Source organism: Rudaea sp., assembly GCF_047601565.1.
Classification (GTDB): domain Bacteria; phylum Pseudomonadota; class Gammaproteobacteria; order Xanthomonadales; family Rhodanobacteraceae; genus Rudaea.
In genome coordinates, this window is the sequence record NZ_JASGIY010000001.1 from 447,032 (window position 1) to 464,313 (window position 17,282).

Here is a 17,282-nt window from a genome sequence, read left to right on the forward strand (position 1 = left end):
CGAAAGCGGGACGGCGCGGTTCAAGACCATCGATGAACGCGGACCCCAAACGCCTTGCCGCCGAACAATTGCAGCAGGGCATCGCCAGACAGCGGACCGGGCAAAGCGCCGCCGCGCTGAGCCATTTCCAGCGCGCGGCCAAGCTCGATCCGGCCAATGCGCAGACCTGGCACCTGCTCGGCGTCTGCGCCCTGCAGACCGGCAACCCGGCGCTCGCGGCGAAGCACTTCCGCACCTGCCTGAAACTCGAGCCCGGCTCGGCCGAAACGCACAACAACCTCGGCGTCGTCCTGCGCCGGCTCGGCCGGCACGCGGAAGCGATCGAATCGTTCCGTGCGGCTCTTGCGATACGCCCCGACCACGCCAGCGCATCCTACAACCTCGGCCTCAGCCTCGAAGCGCTCAACGTACCCGGCGAAGCCGAAAAAATGTACCGGCAGGCGTTGCGCACGAGGGCGAACGACTTCAATGCCGCCAACGCGCTCGGCAGCCTGCTGCATCGCACGGGACGATCGGAAGAAGCGCTGCCACTGCTGCGGCTCGCGCGCCAGTTGCAGCCGGACAATGCGCACGCGAACGGCACGCTGGCGCAAGCGCTGATCGAGCGCGCGCGCGCGCGCGAGGCGCTCGGCCATGCGCAGACGGCGACGGCGCTCGAACCCGTCTTCGCGCCGTGGTGGGCGGTGCGCGGCAGGGCCGAACGCCTCGTGCACGACGTCGGCGCCGCGATCGTCTCGCTGCGCCGCGCGATCGAACTGGCTCCGGACGACTGGATCTCGCGCTGCGAACTCGGCCTCGCCCTCGCCGAAGCGGGCGAGATCGAGGAATCGCGCACGCTGCTGACGACGATGCAGGTCGGCGAACAGGTTGCGGAACGACTGCGTTGGACCGTGCTGTTGTCGCTGCCGTCCGTCTATGCCGACGAGGCCGGGATCGGCGCGGAGCGCGAGCGCTATGCGCGCGGCCTCGACGAGATCGACGCGAATCTGCGCCTCGACACGCCCGCGCAGCGTCACTACGCCTGCGAAGCCGCCTGCGGCGTCGCGCCGTTTCAGCTGGACTACCAGGCGCGCGACAACACGGCGCTGCATGGCCGCTTCGGCGACATCGTCACGCGGGTCATGCACGCAGCCGCGCCGCGGCTCGCACAGCCATGCGAGTGGCGCGCGCGCGCGCACGCCGGCCGCATCCGCGTCGGCATCGTCAGCAGCCACCTGATGCACCACACCGTATCGCGCTATTTCCGCAAGCTCATCGCCGGACTCAATCCCGCGCGTTTCGAGGTGCGCGTGTGGTACAGCGGCGAGACGCGCGATTTCAGCACCGAGTACATCGGCGCGCGCGTCGCCGCGTTCGAGCAGGTCGGCGAAGATGTCCTGTCCAGCGCGCAGCGCATTCGCGCCGTGCAGCTCGATGCGCTGATATATGCGGAGATCGGCATGGACCCGCGCCATCACGTACTCGGCGCGCTGCGGCTCGCGCCGGTGCAGGCCGTGCTGTATGGACATCCGGCGACGAGCGGGCTGGCGAACATCGACTACTTCCTCGGTGCCGACGCGCTCGAACCGGAAAACGCGCAGGCGCACTACTGCGAGAAGCTGGTGCGCCTGCCCGCGCTCGGCACCGTGCCCGAGCGACCGCCCGCAGCGGGCGACGGCGCCTGGCTCGACGCTTTCGCAGGCGCCGGGCCGATCACGCTGTGCCTGCAGAATCATCTCAAGCTTGCGCCGTCGTTCGATGCGGTGCTCGCGCGCATCGCGCAGCGCAGCGGTGCGCGCATCGGCTTCTTCGTACGCAATACCGGCGTCGCCCAACGCTTCCGCCGGCGCATCGAGGCGACGTTCGCGGCGCACGGCCTCGATCCGGCACGCGCGCTGGCGTTTCTGCCGGCGAAGAAGCACGAGGACTATCTCGGCGCCGTTGCGCGCGCGACACTGATCCTCGACACGCCCGGCTTTTCCGGCGGCGCGACCAGCCTCGACGCGTTCAGCGCAGGCGCGCCGGTGCTGACCTGGAAGGGGGCAATGGCGCGCGGTCGGCAGACCCAAGGCATGCTCGCGCTCATGGGCGTCGACGGACTCATCGCCGCGGACGACGACGACTACGTCGACAAGGCCGTCGCGCTGCTCGCCGACGAATCGCATCGCGCAGCGCTGCGCGCGCAGATCCTCGCACGCAATGCCGTGCTGTTCGAGGACAACGGCGTCGTCGCCGCGCTCGAGGATTTTCTCGACGCGGCGACTCGCCAAGCCGCAGAAAACTAGCGCGGCAGATCCAGGGCCGCAGTCAGGTCACCCATCGGCGCCATGCCGTTGGCTTTCAGCGACGCATCGCGCAGTTCGATGCCCGGCAGCGGTTTAAGCCCGAAGCGATGGTTGATCAGGCGCTGGATCGAACCGGTGTCGTATTGCGTGTGATCGACATAGCCGCGCTTGGCGAACGGCGAGACGATGATCGCCGGAATGCGCAGGCCCGGTCCCCAACGATCGCCCTTCGGCGGTGCGACGTGGTCCCACCAGCCGCCGTTCTCGTCGTAGGTGACGACGACGACCATGTTCTTCCACTGCGGACTTTTTTCCAGATGCGCGATCACGTCGGCGATGTGCCCGTCGCCGGCGCTGACAGTCGCGTAGCCCGCGTGCTGGTTGAGATTGCCCTGCGGCTTGTAGAACGCCACCTGCGGCAGCCTGCCGGCATCGATGTCGGCGAGGAACTTCGCGCCGTCCATGCCGCCGTCGCGCAGATGTTCGGCGCGCGCCGGTTTGCCGGGCGCATAGTTCGCGTAATAGTTGAACGGCTGATGGTGGTACTGGAACGCGATCTTCGCGAGTTCCTTGCCCTCGTCGAGCGCGACCTGCCATGCGCCAGAATACCAGGCCCAGCTCACGTTCGCCGCGCTCAGCCGCTCGCCGATCGTTTCCGCGACCTGCGGACTCAGCGTGTTGCGCTTGTCCGCATCGGCGAAACGCGGATCGCCGCCCTTGGCCGCCGTGTTGCCCGAGGGCTGGTACGGCGGCTGCATCGTGTTGACCGCGTAGAAGTCCGGCGTCAAGGTGGCGTAGCGCACGTATTTCGGCGGGCCGTCGAGCGCGGATTTGGGACTGCGCGGATCCATGCGCAACGCCGTACCGGCATCGTTCACTTCGGACACGTTGCCGCGGTAGCTCTCCGGATCGGCCTGGGTCTTGAAACCGAACGGCGCGCAGGCGCAGATCAGGTACTGGTGATTGAGGAACGACGAACCGAACGCGCCATGGAAGAAATCGTCGGCCAGAGTATACTTTTGCGCAATCTTCCACATCGCCATCTTCGAGCCGTCGAAATGGCCCATCGTCTCGCCGCCGGCGTCGCTGATCGCGGCGAACATGTCGTTCTTGCCGCCGTCGATCTGCATCTGCTGGTTGTAGAACGCGTGGATCAGATCGTGCAGCTGATAGTCGAGCGTGACGGCGTAACCGTTCGGATCGTCGAGCGCATACGGCCGGTTGGGCCGGCCGCGCGTCGCCTCGGACGGAATATGCCTGGGGTCGGACGCCGTCGTCAGCGCGTTCGGCACGGGCGGCAACTCCTTCAACACGCTGCCGTCGCGGTCGCGCTGCAGGTACTGCTCGGGCTTCAGGTTCTGCAATCCGTTCGCGCCAGGGAAGTAGCCATAGAGGTTGTCGAAGCTGCGGTTCTCGGCGTAGATCACGACGATGGTGTCGATCGCCGCGAGGCGCGGATCGGTGAACGCGGATTCGTGCTTCGCCGCAGACACAGGCGCAATCGCTTTCGGCACCGAAGTCGTCTGGCAGGCCGTCAGCGCGACCAGCGCGACGGCGAGTGGAAGTTTCTGGATCTTGAACATGGGACGTCACCTCGGTTCGATCGTTCTGCGGCAAAATGGTCGCATGTGCCGACTTGTTTGTGTACTTCTTGCCACAATCGCGAGCGCAACAACCGCCTTGCGCGCCGACGCCGGTGCAGCGATGGCCTGGGCGCAGGCGCGCGAACGCGCCAGCCTGCTGCGCGCGGCGGGACGCGCGATCTTCTTCGATCCCGCCCTCTCCGCCTCCGGCAGACAGTCCTGCGCGAGCTGCCACGATCCCGCGCGCCGCTACAACCCGCCGAACGCGCGCGACGTGCAGATGGGCGGCCCCGCGCTGCGCGACCCGGGCCTGCGCGCGCCGCCGACGCTGACCTATCTCGACCGCGCGCCGCCTTACGACAACCATCACTACGATTCGGAAGACGAAGCCGACAACTCGATCGACAACGGCCCCACCGGCGGCCTGACCTGGGACGGCCGCGTCGACACCGGCGCCGCGCAGGCGGCGATTCCTCTGACTTCGGCGTTCGAAATGGCGAACACGCAGGCCGGCGTCGCGCGCACCGCGCGCCACGCGCCGTGGGGCGCACTGCTGCGCAAAGCGCTCGGCAAGGGCGCTCTCGACGACGACGAACGCGCCTTCGCCGCGATCGCGCGCGCCCTCGGCGCATTCGAGGAAGACGCCGACGAATTCGCGCCCTACACGAGCAAGTACGATGCCTACCTGACCGGCCATGCGCAACTGAGCGCGCAGGAGCAACGCGGCCTCGCCCTGTTCAACGACGAACGCAAAGGCAACTGCGCGCAATGCCATCTCTCCCAACGCGGACTCGACGGCACGCCGCCCGCGTTCTCCGACTACGGCCTGATCGCGCTCGCCGTGCCGCGCAACGCCAACATCATGCGCAACCGCGACCCGGCCTTCTTCGACCTCGGCGCCTGCGGCCCCGAGCGCAAGGACAAAATCGGCCAAGCCGACTACTGCGGCCTGTTCCGCACGCCGACGCTGCGCAACGTCGCACTGCGGAGTACATTTTTCCACAATGGGAAATTCCACGACTTGCGCGACGTCGTCGAGCTCTACCTCACGCGCGACATCACGCCGGAACGCTGGTACGGCAAGGACGCGAGCGGCAAGACCGTGCCTTACGACGACCTGCCCGCGCGATACCACGCCAACATCAATCGCGACCCACCGTTCGACGACCAGCACCCCGGTGCAACGCCGCGCATGAGCGACAGCGAAATCGACGATGTCGTCGCCTTTCTGAAGACGCTGACCGACGGCTGGCTGAAGTCCAACCCGTATCGCGAAGAACGGGAACGTGCCAATTCGAATCCCATACAGACGAGAAACTTGCGCTGAGCTGCGCCGAACCGATGCTATTCGTGCAGCGTCGCGCTTCCGACCACGGGCTTGCCGTCGCGCAACTCGAAGCGGAACTCGTAGTCGAGGCTGAAAGGCAAGGTTTCATCGAGTGTTTGCTGCGAATCGGTGATGCTGCCTTCCGCGTCCTTCACCTCTTTCCATGCCACGTGCCGCAGCGGCGAATAGCGCCAATGCGATACCGCGCCCCGAACCGCCGAATCGAACTCGGGCGCACGTGAGCCGTCCGGCTGAACGCGCACCTCGCCAACCTTGCCTTGCTTGTCCACGATCAGCTTCGCGCGCACGAACACAGGCGGTAAATGCTGCGCGATCAAACCCGGCGGATATTGCGGCGAAGGAGTGTCCAGCAGCGTCGGCGTCGAATAGTTTTCCTCGTCGTTTTTCTCCTCGTACCGCGCCTCGCCCGGCGTGGCGACGGCGCGATACGCCACCCGGGTTTCGGGTGGCGTATCGACGGGACGAACGGCCTGGTGGCATGCGGCGACCAGCGCATACGCCAGCAAAAGCGATGTGCGCGAGTGCTGCGACAATATCCTTCCTGCAATCGGCACCGCTCAGCTCGCAGCACCGGTAACGACGATCGCTTCGAGCTTGTGCACGGTTTCAGGATAGGCCGTCGGCGACGGCGGGATACGTCCGGAAGACACCTCCGTCGCGTCGCCTTCGATGCGGAACTGCATCGGCACGAGCGCTTCGCTCTCGACCGGCCTTCCGTTCTGCGTCGCCGGGTTGAACTGCCACGATTTCAGCGCAGAAATCGCGGTCTCCTTCAATCCCAGCGCCGAAACTGGCATGGCCTGATCGACGTAGGCATCGGCCACATTGCCGTTCGCATCGATGCGTGCGGGAGGTACAAGGTGCCCGCGATCTTCGCGGCGATGGCTTCCCGCGGATACGCCGGCGGCCGTATCTTGCGATAACTGACGCCGGCATCCGCAGGAGCCTGCTGCGACTGCGGTACCGGAGCGTCGCCCTCGTCGGTGAGCACGAAATCCACCGGTACGAGCACTTCGCCGCCGACGGGCATGCCGTCTTTCATACCGGGGTTGTAGCGCCATTGCATGGCCGTGGCGATGGCCGCGTCGGCGAGCACGTGCGCGGTTTCTTCGGGCTTCACGCTCTGCACTTCCGCCGAAGTCGGCATGCCGTGCTCGTCGACCGCAACCTTCAAGATCACCTTGCCGGTAACATGGTTGCGCACGGCCTCGGGCGGATACTTGGGCGGATACATGCGGCGATAACTCAGATTCTCCGAGGGCGCCGTATCGGGAACCTTGTGCATCGTGAGCTCGAGCTCGAAGCCCTGTGCAAAGCCATCGTTGCCTACCTTGACTGCCGCGAGCCCGGTGGGAGACACACCAACGCCCGGGAGATTCATTGCAGCACTTCCGCCCACCCGCACAGCGGCCTGCTTACCGTCGACCACGACAAGGCTGGGTTTGCCGATCACCGCACCGTTATGCTTGATCGTGCCGTCGAATTCGATCGTGCCGTCGCCCAGATCTTTGGCAACGCCTTCCAGATCGTAGGTTTCGTTGCCGCGGCGAGCGGAAACCCCGAATACCTCGCCAAATCGGTTGAGAACCGTAAAGCTCCTGTCCTGCGCGCTATGAACAATGACATCGCCGTCGAAAGTGGTGGTCCAACCGTCGCTCGTCGAGTCGGCGCTTTGTTGACCGGCCGCCTTGGTAGCAGCGACGCGCACACCATCGATGACCAGCACGAAATCGGTTTGCACCATTGCGGAAGCCGACACCTGGTCCGGCATTTTCGTCGCCCGGGCCTGCGTTGCGGGAGCACTGCCCGGCTGCGCCGCCCAGCTCGCATAGCCCGCACCGAACACCAACGCGACGATCGCCGCGCTTGCCAACGCGCGTCGCGCACCTGTCATTGCCGGAAACTTCAACATCGCAATTCGCTCCTTCAAGGGATGGCTCGAGGGCCAATGACAACCGACCGGGAGTCGCAGCTCCTGCCGCGACTCGCCGACCCGTTGCGCCTTCAACATCGCGACGGCATAGCACCGGCGCGCTTCCGGAAAACGGGACATCACGGCCGCGTCGCAGGCGATTTCCTGGTCGAAACGGAAGCGCGATGCGGCAAAGTGGAAAAGTGGATTGAACCAGTTGAGGCAACGCAACAGCGCGGCGAGCGCATTGATCTGCGCATCGCCGCGCACGAGATGCGTGCGCTCGTGGGCGAGCACGAGTTCGCGCTCCTGCCGCGTGTAGCGCGATTCGAAATCGCTGGGCACGACGATGCGCGGGCGCAAGGCGCCGACCAGCGCCGGACATCCGTCCGTCGCCTGCGCGCGCAGCGCACCGTGGTCGTCGATGCTGAGCGCGCCGAGATTCTTCAGGTAGCGGCGCTGCTGGCGCACGAACACGGCGACGAGCGCGAGCGCGCCGGCGGCCCACAGCGCGAGCAGCCACGGCTGCCAATCGAAGGAGGCAGCTTGCGCAACCGCGGCCTGCAGTTCGATCGTCGCGGAAGACGATGGCGCAGACGGCGCAATCCGCAGCGCCGGAATCAGCGGCCGCACCGGCGCCGGCAGCAGCGTCGCCAGCATGGCGACCGGCACGAGCACCCATAACCGATACGCAAACGCGGCGCCGAGCCGGCGTCGCGCCGGCACGCGCACGGCCAGCACGAGAGCGAGGGCGAGACCCGCGGCGAGCGCGCCGCGGCCGAGAGCCATGAGCAGGTCATGCGTCATCGTCGAGCTCCTCGATCAGCCGCTTGAGTTCGGCGAGATCCTTCTTGCTCAGCTTGCCGCTCTCGGAGAAGTGCGCGACCAGCGGCGCGACGCGACCGCCGAACAGGCGGTCGATCAGGCCTTTGCTTTCGCTGTGCACGTAGTCGGCGCGCTTGAGCCGGGCGCTGTAGAGATAGCGCTTGCCGTCGCGCACGGCGCCGACCGCACGTTTCTTGAGCAGGCGATTGAGCAGGGTCTTGATCGTCGCTTCCTGCCAGTCGGTCGTATCGGCGAGCGCGGCGACGACCTCTTCCGCGCTGAGCGGCGCGCGGCTGCGCCAGAGCACGTCCATCACCACGCTTTCGGCATCGCTGATCGGCATTGCACTCTCCAATTACATTCGTAATTGATATAAAGATTACATGCGTAAATGGAGAAGTCAAGTCCCGGCGCGACAAGCCATGTGCGGTTACAATCGCGGCCTGCCACGGGAAAGCGTCCATGCCATACACTCCGATCCTCGCCACGCTCGGCTACGTGCTTTCGCCGGACCGCAGGCGCGTGCTGATGATCCACCGCAACGCGCGCGCGGGCGACCATCATCTCGGCAAGTACAACGGCCTCGGCGGCAAGCTCGAAGCGGACGAGGACGTCGTCGCCGGCATGCGCCGCGAGATCATGGAGGAAGCCGGCATCGACTGCCTCGACATGCACCTGCGCGGCACGATCAGCTGGCCCGGCTTCGGCAAGCACGGCGAGGACTGGTTCGGCTTCGTCTTCGTCGTCACGCGCTACACGGGCACGCCGCTGGAGCGCAATGCCGAAGGCACGCTGGAATGGGTGGACGTCGAGAAAATTCTCGACCTGCCGTTATGGGAGGGCGATCGCCATTTCCTGCCGCTGGTGTTCGATACCGATGCGCGCGCGTTTCATGGCGTGATGCCGTATCGCGACGGGCGCATGCTGGGCTGGGCGTGCAGCCGCGTGTGAATGCGGCGCCGCAGGAGCACGACTCATCAAGCTTTTTTGCTCTTGTCGTCATTCCAGCTTTCGCTGGAATGACGAGCTAAAGAACCAGCGATGAACCGCTGCTGCTATTTCACCAACGGGCTTTTCAGCAACGGCGGCTTCACCGTGCTGCTGCGGTCGTCGCTGGCGGTGAGTTCCTCGAACAGCAGCGGCGGGATGAGGAACGTGATCTGCTTGTCGCCGAAGCTTCGCGCATACAGCGCGGGCGTATCGCCGACGCCGACGACAGTGCGGAAATCGCGCAGGTCGACGTTGCCGAGGCGCACATTGCGCACCGGCACGCTGTGCCCGTCGGCATAGTGCAGCGTGGCGCGCAGCACGATCTCGCCCTGGCCGCCGCTGCCGAGCCACGTCGGCGGGCTGCCGGCGACGAGGCGCTGCAGCGCGTCGTTGCTCAGCAGGCGCTCGACTTCGAGCGCATACGGCAGTTCGGCGTCGTGCGCGGCGCGCGCGAGTTCGCCGCGCAGCGCGGCTTCGGTCTTCGGACGTTCGCTCGCCAGTTCCAGCGTCGAGCCGGCGGCGATGCCGCCGCGGCTGTTGCCCGCGCTGCAGTGCTTGCCGACCGGCGCGCGCGTGCAGAGCAGTTGCTTGAGGCGACCGTTGACGATGAGCGGTTTCTTCGTCGCGGCCACGCCTTCGTCGTCGACGCGGAACGCGGACAGCAACGCCTGACCGTCGAACTGCATGCGCAGCGGATCGTCGTCGACCGACACGCCGGGCGGCAGCACGGGCGAGCCGATGCGGCGTTCGAAGCTGCCGCCGACCGCGCTGATCGCCTGATTGGAATACTGGCGCGGCGCGGGCCAGAGCTGCGGCGCGAAATAACCGCCGAACAGGTTGCCCGCGGCGTCGCCGGTGAACAGCACGGGGCCGGTGTAGTCGTCGCTCAGGCGCACGGCGCGGCGCTGTTCGCCGACGCGCCGGGCGAGCGCGCGCAGGCGCGCGGCGAGGTCGGCCTGCGCGGGCAGTGCGGCGAGATCGCTCGCGGACAACATGTCGTAATCCCACACCGACAGGCCATCGTCCGCGCGGGCGCGCGCGGCGGCGCCGAACTGCACTTCGGGCACGCGCTTGGCGACGCGCGTGCCTTCGCTGTTGGCGAACCAGCTGTGGCGCACGCGCTGCGACAGCCACACCTGCGATTGTTCGAGGTCGCTGCACTCGGCGAACACGCGCGAGAGTTCGCGCAGCTTCGCTTCGGCGGCGGCGCGGTCGAAGCGCACGGGCGCGGCGGCGGCATCGACTTCGTGCAGCGCCGGCACCGGCGTCTGGTCGCTCTGGCGGTCGGGCTCGTCGTGCGCGGCGAGCACGCCGCGCTTGGCGGCGAGGTCCTCGACCGCGCGCTTGTAGGCCGCGTCGGTGGCGAGCCACAGCGCTCGGCGAATGCCTTCATAGTCGTCCTCGACCGGCAATTCGACGTAGATCGGCGCACGTCCGGCCATGCGGCTGGAATCGAGATGCGCGTCGCCGACGCGCACGTCGACGCGCGCATAACGCCAGCCGCGCTCGCCGGAAAAGCCGACCGCGCCGAGCGAGGCCTGCACGTCGAGCATTTCGACCCGCTCGACCTGATAGGCGATGAAATACGGCCTGGCCTCGCCGGGCAGCTGCAGGCTTCGCATCGAGCGCTGCATTTCGTCGCTCATCGCGCGCTGCACGGCGTCGGCCCGCGCGAGCCCGGCGCAGACGAAAAGGACGGCAAAGGCAAGAAACGACCTTTTCATCTCAGCGCCCCTCCGCGTCCGGCGCCGGCAGGATCGGCGGGCGATCCTGCGACTTCGGCTTGCGCTGCACTTCGACGCGGCGGATCAGCAGGTCGGGCGCCACGGTCGACACGGGCACGAAGCCGGACTCGGCGCCGCACCAGCCGTGGAACACGCCGAAACGCCCGTCGCCGGCCTCGAGCTCGGCGAGCAAGGTCAGCGGCGTGCCGACGAGGTCGACGCCGCGCACGAGCTCCTCGCGGCCGTCGGGGTACAGGCGGTAGACCATCGTCGGCAGCAGCTTGGCGCCGCCGGTGCCGGCGCGCGCGGTTTCGGTGAAGCCGCCGTCGAGATCGCGGATGATGAGGCCCCAGGGTTTGCCCTGTTCGGCGATTTCGGCAAGCAGTTTTTTCTTGAGCGCGTCGTAGTCGATCGGATTTTCCACGTCGACGATCATGTTCGATTGCCGCGACACGGGCCGGAACCCGGACTGCGAACGGCCGTGGCCGTTCGAGTGGGCGAAGCCGTCGACCGGCGTGCGCCCGAGCAGGAAATTCTTCAGCACGCCGTGTTGGACCACGGCCACCGGCCGCGCGCGCACGCCTTCGTCGTCGGCCGCGTAGCCGCCCATCAGCGCCTGTCCCGCGAATTCGGCGCGGGTCGGATCGAACGCGATCGAGATCGATTCGGGCAGGATGCGTTCGCCGAGTTTCTTCTTGAACGTCTGCGCGTCGTTCTCGTCGCGCAGGCGATGCGCTTCGAGGCGATGGCCGACGACTTCGTGGAAGAACACGCCGGCCGCGCGGTTGTCGAGGATGGCCGGGCCTTCGTAGGCCGGGATCACGGGCGCGTCGCGCAGCGCCTTGAGGTCGGCCATGAGCTTCTCGACCGCGGCGAGCACGGTCGCGTCGTCGGGCAGCGCGTCGGGCCGGCTGGCGACGAAACGCACCATGCCCGGCAAGTCCATGCCATCGGCGGCCTTGGTCGCGGCGGCGACGTCGAGCAGGTAGGTCAGCTCCGCGTGGCGCACGCGCGTGCCTTCGCTGTTGGCGAGCCAGCGCGTGGTGCGCGCGACGGTGAGGCCGGCGCGCGCGTTGTAGATCTTCGCATCGCGCTTGAACGGGGCGCTATAGGCCTTCACCTTCTCGCGCCAGCGGTCGAGATCGATCGCGTAGTCGAGCTTGGGCTCGATCAGTTCGAGCTTGCCTTCGCGGCTGAAATCGTCGGACTTGTCCTCGGCCGCGGTCTGCACCGCGGCGTCGGCCCTGGCTTTCGACAATTCCTCGACCGTGCGCCAGTAGGCGCCGTCGGTCGCGCTCCAGATTTCCGCGCGCATCGCGCGCACGTCGTCGTCGAGGCCGATGCGCGCGGTCGCATTGCCGCGCGCGTAACCCGGCAGGTTGCCGGGCTGGTTGTCGGATGCGCCCGCGTGCGTGTTGTCGAAGGCGTAGCTGCCGGTGCGCAATTCGACGTTGAGCGAGCGCACGTGCATCGAGGACGAATTGGTCAGCGTGCCGAATTCGGCGTTGACGCCGATCTGTTCGTCGTCGTTGATGCGGTAAGCGATGAAATACGCCGGCATCGCGGCCTTGAAATACGCGGCCTGCGAGCGTGCGAGTTCCGCGCCCATCGCGTCGAGCACGGGATCGCTCGCGGCCTGCGCGACGGCGGCGAGGCACAGCGTCGAAGCGGCGAACGCGAAACGGACAACGGATTTCATCAAAGCGCCTCCCTGCGAGGATCGAGGATTGGAAAGCCGCCGCGATGGTACACGGTTCCCCGCGACGGGAACGGCGCGAATCCGGCCGGTTCCGGCGGCGCAGCGCATTTTCTTCGTTTCCCCTGCGCGCAACACGGGGGAAGCTATCGTGAAGCGACCGCAGGGAGAGCTTCTACCGGCGCGTACGTGCAAACCGCGCCTTTGCCTTACTTCAGGTTTTTCACCGTATCGGCCACCGCGATCGCGGTGATGTCGAAATACGCATACAGCGCCTCGGCCGGCGCCGACGCGCCGAAGCGGTCGAGGCCGACCACCGCACCGTCGAGGCCGACATATTTACGCCAATACGAGGTGACGCCCGCCTCGACCGCGACGCGCTTGCGGCACCACGACGGCAGCACGCCTTCGCGATAGGCGAGCGGCTGGCGATCGAACACCTCGGCGCACGGCATCGAGACCACGCGCACGTGGATGTTCGCCTGCGCGAGCATGCGCATCGCGTCCATCGCGACGCCGACTTCCGAGCCCGTCGCGATCAGGATCGCGTCGAACTTCGCGCTGGCCGGATCGCTGAGCACGTAGCCGCCGAGGCCGATCAAGCCTACCTGCTCGTCGTCGCGTTGCTGGTGCGGCAGATTCTGGCGCGAGAACACGAGGCACGACGGCCCTTCCGCGCGCTCGATCGCCGCCTTCCACGCGACCGCGCTCTCGACCGCATCGCACGGACGCCAGACGCGGTTGTTCGGGATCAACCGCAGGCTTGAAATATGCTCGACCGGCTGGTGCGTCGGGCCGTCCTCGCCGAGGCCGATAGAGTCGTGCGTGTAGACGTGGATCGCGCGCGTCGGGATCAGCGCCGACATGCGCACCGCGTTGCGCGCATAATCGGAGAACACGAGGAAGGTGGCGTCGTACGGGATAAAGCCGCCGTACAACGCGAGGCCGTTGCTGATCGCGGTCATGCCGAACTCGCGCACGCCGTAGTGCACGTAGTTGGCCCTGGCGTCGTTCGACTGCACGTCCTTCGAGCCCTTCCAGATTGTCAGGTTCGACGGCGCCAGGTCCGCCGAGCCGCCGATCAGTTCGGGCAACAGCGGACCGTAGGCGTCGAGCGTCATCTGCGAGGCCTTGCGCGAGGCGACGACCAGGCCGTCCTTCTGCAGCTTGGCGATGAATGCGTCGGCCTGCACGTGGAAATCGGCGGCCAGCTCGCCCTTGATGCGGCGCTCGAACTCGGCGGCCAGTTCGGGATGCAGCTTCTTGTACTTCGCGAAGTTCTCGTTCCACGCCGCTTCGGCCGCCGCGCCTTTCGCCTTCGCATCCCAACCTTGGTAGATCTCGTCGGGCACGACGAACGGCGGATAGTTCCAGCCGAGATTCGCGCGCGCCGCAGCGACTTCGTCCTTGCCGAGCGGCGCGCCGTGTGTCGCCTCGGTGCCCTGCTTGTTCGGCGCGCCCCAGCCGATGATCGTCTTCGCGATCACCAAGGTTGGCCTGTCGGTGTCCTTGCGCGCCTGCTCGAGCGCCGCCGCGATCGCGGTCGGTTCGTGGCCGTCGATCGGGCCGATCACTTCCCAGCCGTAGGCCTCGAAGCGCTTGCGCGTATCGTCGGTGAACCAGCCGTGCACTTCGCCGTCGATCGAGATGCCGTTGTCGTCGTAGATCGCGATCAGCTTGCCGAGCTTCCATGTGCCCGCTAGCGAACAGACCTCGTGCGAAATGCCCTCCATCAGGCAGCCGTCGCCGAGGAAGACGTAAGTATAATTGTCCACAATGCCGCAATCGGCCCGGTTGAAGCGCGCCGCGAGCACGCGCTCGGCGAGGGCGAAACCGACCGCATTGGCGAGACCCTGGCCGAGCGGCCCGGTCGTCGTCTCGATGCCGGGGAATTCGCTCGCCTCGGGATGGCCCGCGGTCTTCGAGTGCAGCTGGCGGAACTTCTTGAGCTGGTCGATCGGCAGGTCGTAGCCGGTCAAATGCAGCAACGAATACAGCAGCATCGAACCGTGGCCGTTCGAGAGCACGAAGCGGTCGCGTCCCGGCCATTTCGGATTGGCCGGATTGTGCCGCAGGAAATCGCCCCACAGCACCTGCGCGATGTCGGCCATGCCCATCGGCATGCCCGGATGGCCGGAATTGGCCGCCTGGACGGCATCCATCGACAACGCACGGATGGCATTGGCTAGTTCCTTGCGACTGGGCATGGCTCGGGCTCGCTCGATCGGTTGGGGAAAGACGTGTATTGTCGCCGATACTCGCGCGCCTTGTCGCGCCCGGTTGTGCTCGTCATTCCGGCGCAAGCCGGACTACGCAAGCAGGATGCTGGAGCTAACATTCGTGGGGTGAATGGCCCGGAGGGTACGCGGCAGGGCTGCCGCGTGTAATCCAGCATCTTTTTTGATCTTGTGTTTTTAGAGCCAAAGCTTCCACTCGTCCTGCGGACGAGCGGGTCACTTTTTCTTCAACAGCGAAGAAACCAAATCAATTTCCTTTCGCGCGAGGCGCGCGCAAGGAACCAAAAAGACGCCGCCCCCGACACCGCACCTCGCGATAGAGCCGCGAGGTGCCCTGCGCTTCTCGGCGGCGGCGGGCCGGCGCGAACTCGCGCATCCCTGCGCTCGGACATGCGCGCCTTTCCCCCGCCGCCGCCTGCGATGCTCGGTGCGGTGAAGGGGGAGGAAGATCAAGAGCAAAGAGCAACGGCGAAAAGCAAAAGTCTTTGCTTCCCCCGCTCGCGGGGGAAGCTGTCGCGAAGCGACTGAAGGGGGCGCTCGTGATCTTGCCTTTGATCTTCGGGTCCCCGTTTGCCGCGGCGAGGGCGGACCGGAAATGTCCGCAAGGATCGGGCGCTACGCCGCCTGTTCGAGCAGCGGCGGCAACGGACAATGCAGCGCCGCGCAGATCGCGCGCAACAGTTCGGCCTCGCTGACCGCGACCATGCCGTCGGCGCCGACCGCGCGCGTGAGTCCGCGCACGAGCAGTTCCTTGCCGGCGGGCATGAGCCGGTCGAGCTTCGGCAGCGCGGCGTCCAACGCGCGCACGAAATCCTCGGGCGGCGCATACGCTGCGTTGGCATCGGGCAGCACTTCGTGCATGCCGAGCTTGAAAGCGCGCTCGGCTTCGGCCGCGTCGTCGTTGCCGTAGCGCGCGATCGTGGCGATCACGTCGGCGATCTCGGCGGCGCAGTCGGGCAGCCGGCCGCTGCCGGCCGCGTTCGTCTTCGCCGGATCGAGCGCCTCGATCACCTGGATCGAGACCAGCGTGGCGAGGCAGTATTCCTCGAGCTGGACGCGGCCGTCGGCCTGGATGAGCTGCTTGAGCACGATGACGAAGGTTTGCAGTTCGCCGCGTGTGCGCCGGCGCAGCGCGGGAAAGGCAAGCTGCGCCAGCGGCAGGCGCTGCATCGGATGCAGGTTCGCGATGCCGCCCGCGATTTCCTCGATGCCGGTGCGCGCATCGGCGCCGGAGTACTTTTCGACGAGGGCGAGCTGCTTGGCGCGCACGTCGTCGTCGGCATCGAGCGCGAGCGCAAGCACGACCTGCGGCGCGCGCTCCGCCGAATACGCACAGGCGCGCAGCGTATCGTCGATCGTGGTATGGATCGCGCTTGCGGCGCGATAGTCGTCCTGGCCCGGATGGGCGACCTGGATGACGACCTTTTTCGGCGACAGCGCGACGACGGCGCCGGCCGGCGGCAGCATGTCGGCAGGCGCGGCGGAATCCCCCGCGGAACGCACGCGCGTGCCCGCGGGCGCGAGGCCGGAGATCGAGACGTCCGCGCCGTCTGCGTCGAACGCCTGCATCGGCGCGCTCCACGCCCTGGCGATTTCCTCGAGTTCGCGCGGATCGAAGCGCGGGTCGATCGCGAGGATGCGCTTGTGCAGCGGCGGGTGCGTGGCGAACAGCGCGGAGTAGCCGACGCCGTCGCCGAAGAACATATGCGCGGCTTCCTCGCGTTCGGGCGTCTGCAGTTTCGAGCCTTCGACGAGCCCGGCGATCTTCTTCAACGCGCCGGCGATGCCCTGCGACTGGCGCGTGAACTGCACGGCCGAAGCGTCGGCCAGGTATTCGCGCTGGCGCGACACGCCGGCCTTGATCAGGCGGCCGAAGAACAGGCCGATCGAGCCGATCACGAGCAGCGCGGCGCCGAGGAACACCTGCCAGTTGGAATCGCGGCTGCGGCCGCTCCATTGCAGCATCTTGCCGCCGACGATGCCGATCACGAGGATGCCGAACAGCACGCCCATGAGGCGGATGTTGAGGCGCATGTCGCCGTTGAGCACGTGGCTGAACTCGTGCGCGATGACGCCTTGCAGCTCGTCGCGCGTGAGCTTGTCGAGGCAGCCGCGCGTGACCGTGACGGCGGCGTCGGACGGCGTGTAGCCCGAAGCGAATGCGTTGATGCCCGGTTCGTTTTCGAGCACGTAGATTTCGGGCACCGGCACGCCCGAGGCGATCGCGATCTCCTCGACGACGTTGCGCAGGCGCTTGTAGGCGAAATTGCCGGCGAGCGCCGGATCGTGCGGATCGATCAGCGTCGCGCCGAGCTGGCGCGCGACCACGCCGCCGCCCGCGCGCAGCGTCGAGATCTTGTACAGCATCGCCAGCCCGATCACGCCGAGGACGACGATCGAGGTGACGACGAGTACGCCCGTGCGCGGCGAAGCGGCCGCCCGGTACGCATGCTGGTGACCGCCGTCCATCGCGCCGAACGCGAGCGCGACGACCAGGTCCACCGCCGCGACGATGCAGATCACCGCGAGCGCGAACAGCACGAGCATGCGCCGCGTCTGCGCGCGGGCGCGTTCCTGCTGGGCGAAGAAGGTCACGGGAGCGTCGTGATTGGTAATTGGTGATTCGTGATTCGATGGAGCGAAAAACCGGCGCCGATCGTGAAGCGAAGTCTTCTACGAATCACGAATCACCCGTCACGAATC

12 protein-coding genes are annotated in these 17,282 nt (G+C 66.9%); 3 read left to right on the plus strand and 9 right to left on the minus strand.

Going from position 1 to position 17,282, the window contains the following annotated elements:
* Positions 1-32: 32 nt before the first annotated feature.
* Positions 33-2,264 (plus strand): tetratricopeptide repeat protein, encoded by a 2,232-nt coding sequence (locus tag QM741_RS01945; RefSeq protein WP_415206066.1) that lies wholly within the window; start codon positions 33-35, stop codon positions 2,262-2,264.
* Here the strand turns inward: QM741_RS01945 and acpA are convergent.
* On the minus strand, positions 2,261-3,847 hold the full coding sequence (gene acpA / locus QM741_RS01950) for an acid phosphatase (RefSeq protein WP_415206067.1): 1,587 nt from the start codon (positions 3,845-3,847) through the stop codon (positions 2,261-2,263). The genes QM741_RS01945 and acpA overlap by 4 nt on opposite strands.
* A 97-nt stretch (positions 3,848-3,944) precedes the next feature.
* Here acpA and QM741_RS01955 point away from each other — a divergent pair, with 97 nt between their 5' ends.
* Positions 3,945-5,174: a cytochrome-c peroxidase gene (locus QM741_RS01955; protein WP_415206068.1), complete on the plus strand. Its 1,230-nt coding sequence runs from the start codon at positions 3,945-3,947 to the stop codon at positions 5,172-5,174.
* 17 nt (positions 5,175-5,191) lie between these two features.
* Here QM741_RS01955 and QM741_RS01960 read toward each other — a convergent pair whose 3' ends face one another.
* Genes QM741_RS01960 through QM741_RS01975 form a run of 4 tightly spaced genes read right to left on the minus strand, consistent with a single transcriptional unit; the run spans position 5,192 to position 8,275 of the window.
* On the minus strand, positions 5,192-5,749 hold the full coding sequence (locus QM741_RS01960) for an energy transducer TonB (protein ID WP_415206069.1): 558 nt from the start codon (positions 5,747-5,749) through the stop codon (positions 5,192-5,194).
* Between the two features lie 3 nt (positions 5,750-5,752).
* A complete protein-coding gene (locus tag QM741_RS01965; protein ID WP_415206070.1) occupies positions 5,753-6,019 on the minus strand; it encodes an energy transducer TonB in 267 nt (88 codons plus the stop codon).
* A complete protein-coding gene (locus tag QM741_RS01970; protein WP_415206071.1) occupies positions 5,968-7,914 on the minus strand; it encodes a TonB family protein in 1,947 nt (648 codons plus the stop codon). Before QM741_RS01970 ends, QM741_RS01965 begins: the two co-directional genes overlap by 52 nt.
* Positions 7,904-8,275, minus strand: a complete 372-nt coding sequence (locus QM741_RS01975) for a BlaI/MecI/CopY family transcriptional regulator (RefSeq protein WP_415206072.1) — start codon at positions 8,273-8,275, stop codon at positions 7,904-7,906. Before QM741_RS01975 ends, QM741_RS01970 begins: the two co-directional genes overlap by 11 nt.
* Before the next feature lie 119 nt (positions 8,276-8,394).
* Between QM741_RS01975 and QM741_RS01980 the strand changes: the two genes are divergently transcribed.
* Positions 8,395-8,883 carry an NUDIX hydrolase gene (locus QM741_RS01980; protein WP_415206073.1) on the plus strand — a complete coding sequence of 163 codons (489 nt, stop codon included), beginning with the start codon at positions 8,395-8,397 and terminating at the stop codon, positions 8,881-8,883.
* A gap of 104 nt (positions 8,884-8,987) precedes the next feature.
* Here QM741_RS01980 and QM741_RS01985 read toward each other — a convergent pair whose 3' ends face one another.
* The 4 genes from QM741_RS01985 to QM741_RS02000 all read right to left on the minus strand — a co-directional run bounded on the left by QM741_RS01985 (position 8,988) and on the right by QM741_RS02000 (position 17,174).
* On the minus strand, positions 8,988-10,646 hold the full coding sequence (locus tag QM741_RS01985) for a metallopeptidase TldD-related protein (protein WP_415206074.1): 1,659 nt from the start codon (positions 10,644-10,646) through the stop codon (positions 8,988-8,990).
* Between the two features lies 1 nt (position 10,647).
* Complete coding sequence (locus QM741_RS01990) at positions 10,648-12,345, minus strand: metallopeptidase TldD-related protein (protein ID WP_415206075.1); 1,698 nt, start codon at positions 12,343-12,345, stop codon at positions 10,648-10,650.
* 206 nt (positions 12,346-12,551) lie between these two features.
* Entirely contained in the window at positions 12,552-14,549 is a 1,998-nt protein-coding gene (gene tkt / locus QM741_RS01995; protein WP_415206076.1) for a transketolase, read from the minus strand.
* A gap of 645 nt (positions 14,550-15,194) precedes the next feature.
* Complete coding sequence (locus QM741_RS02000) at positions 15,195-17,174, minus strand: M48 family metallopeptidase (protein ID WP_415206077.1); 1,980 nt, start codon at positions 17,172-17,174, stop codon at positions 15,195-15,197.
* Positions 17,175-17,282: the final 108 nt, after the last annotated feature.

Coding starts and splice junctions, on each gene's coding strand:
- QM741_RS01945 (WP_415206066.1), top strand. CDS start 33: ATGAACGCGGACCCCAAACGCCTTGCCGCCGAACAATTGCAGCAGGGC.
- acpA (WP_415206067.1), bottom strand. CDS start 3,847: ATGTTCAAGATCCAGAAACTTCCACTCGCCGTCGCGCTGGTCGCGCTG.
- QM741_RS01970 (WP_415206071.1), bottom strand. CDS start 7,914: ATGACGCATGACCTGCTCATGGCTCTCGGCCGCGGCGCGCTCGCCGCG.
- QM741_RS01975 (WP_415206072.1), bottom strand. CDS start 8,275: ATGCCGATCAGCGATGCCGAAAGCGTGGTGATGGACGTGCTCTGGCGC.
- QM741_RS01980 (WP_415206073.1), top strand. CDS start 8,395: ATGCCATACACTCCGATCCTCGCCACGCTCGGCTACGTGCTTTCGCCG.
- QM741_RS01985 (WP_415206074.1), bottom strand. CDS start 10,646: ATGAAAAGGTCGTTTCTTGCCTTTGCCGTCCTTTTCGTCTGCGCCGGG.
- QM741_RS01990 (WP_415206075.1), bottom strand. CDS start 12,345: ATGAAATCCGTTGTCCGTTTCGCGTTCGCCGCTTCGACGCTGTGCCTC.
- tkt (WP_415206076.1), bottom strand. CDS start 14,549: ATGCCCAGTCGCAAGGAACTAGCCAATGCCATCCGTGCGTTGTCGATG.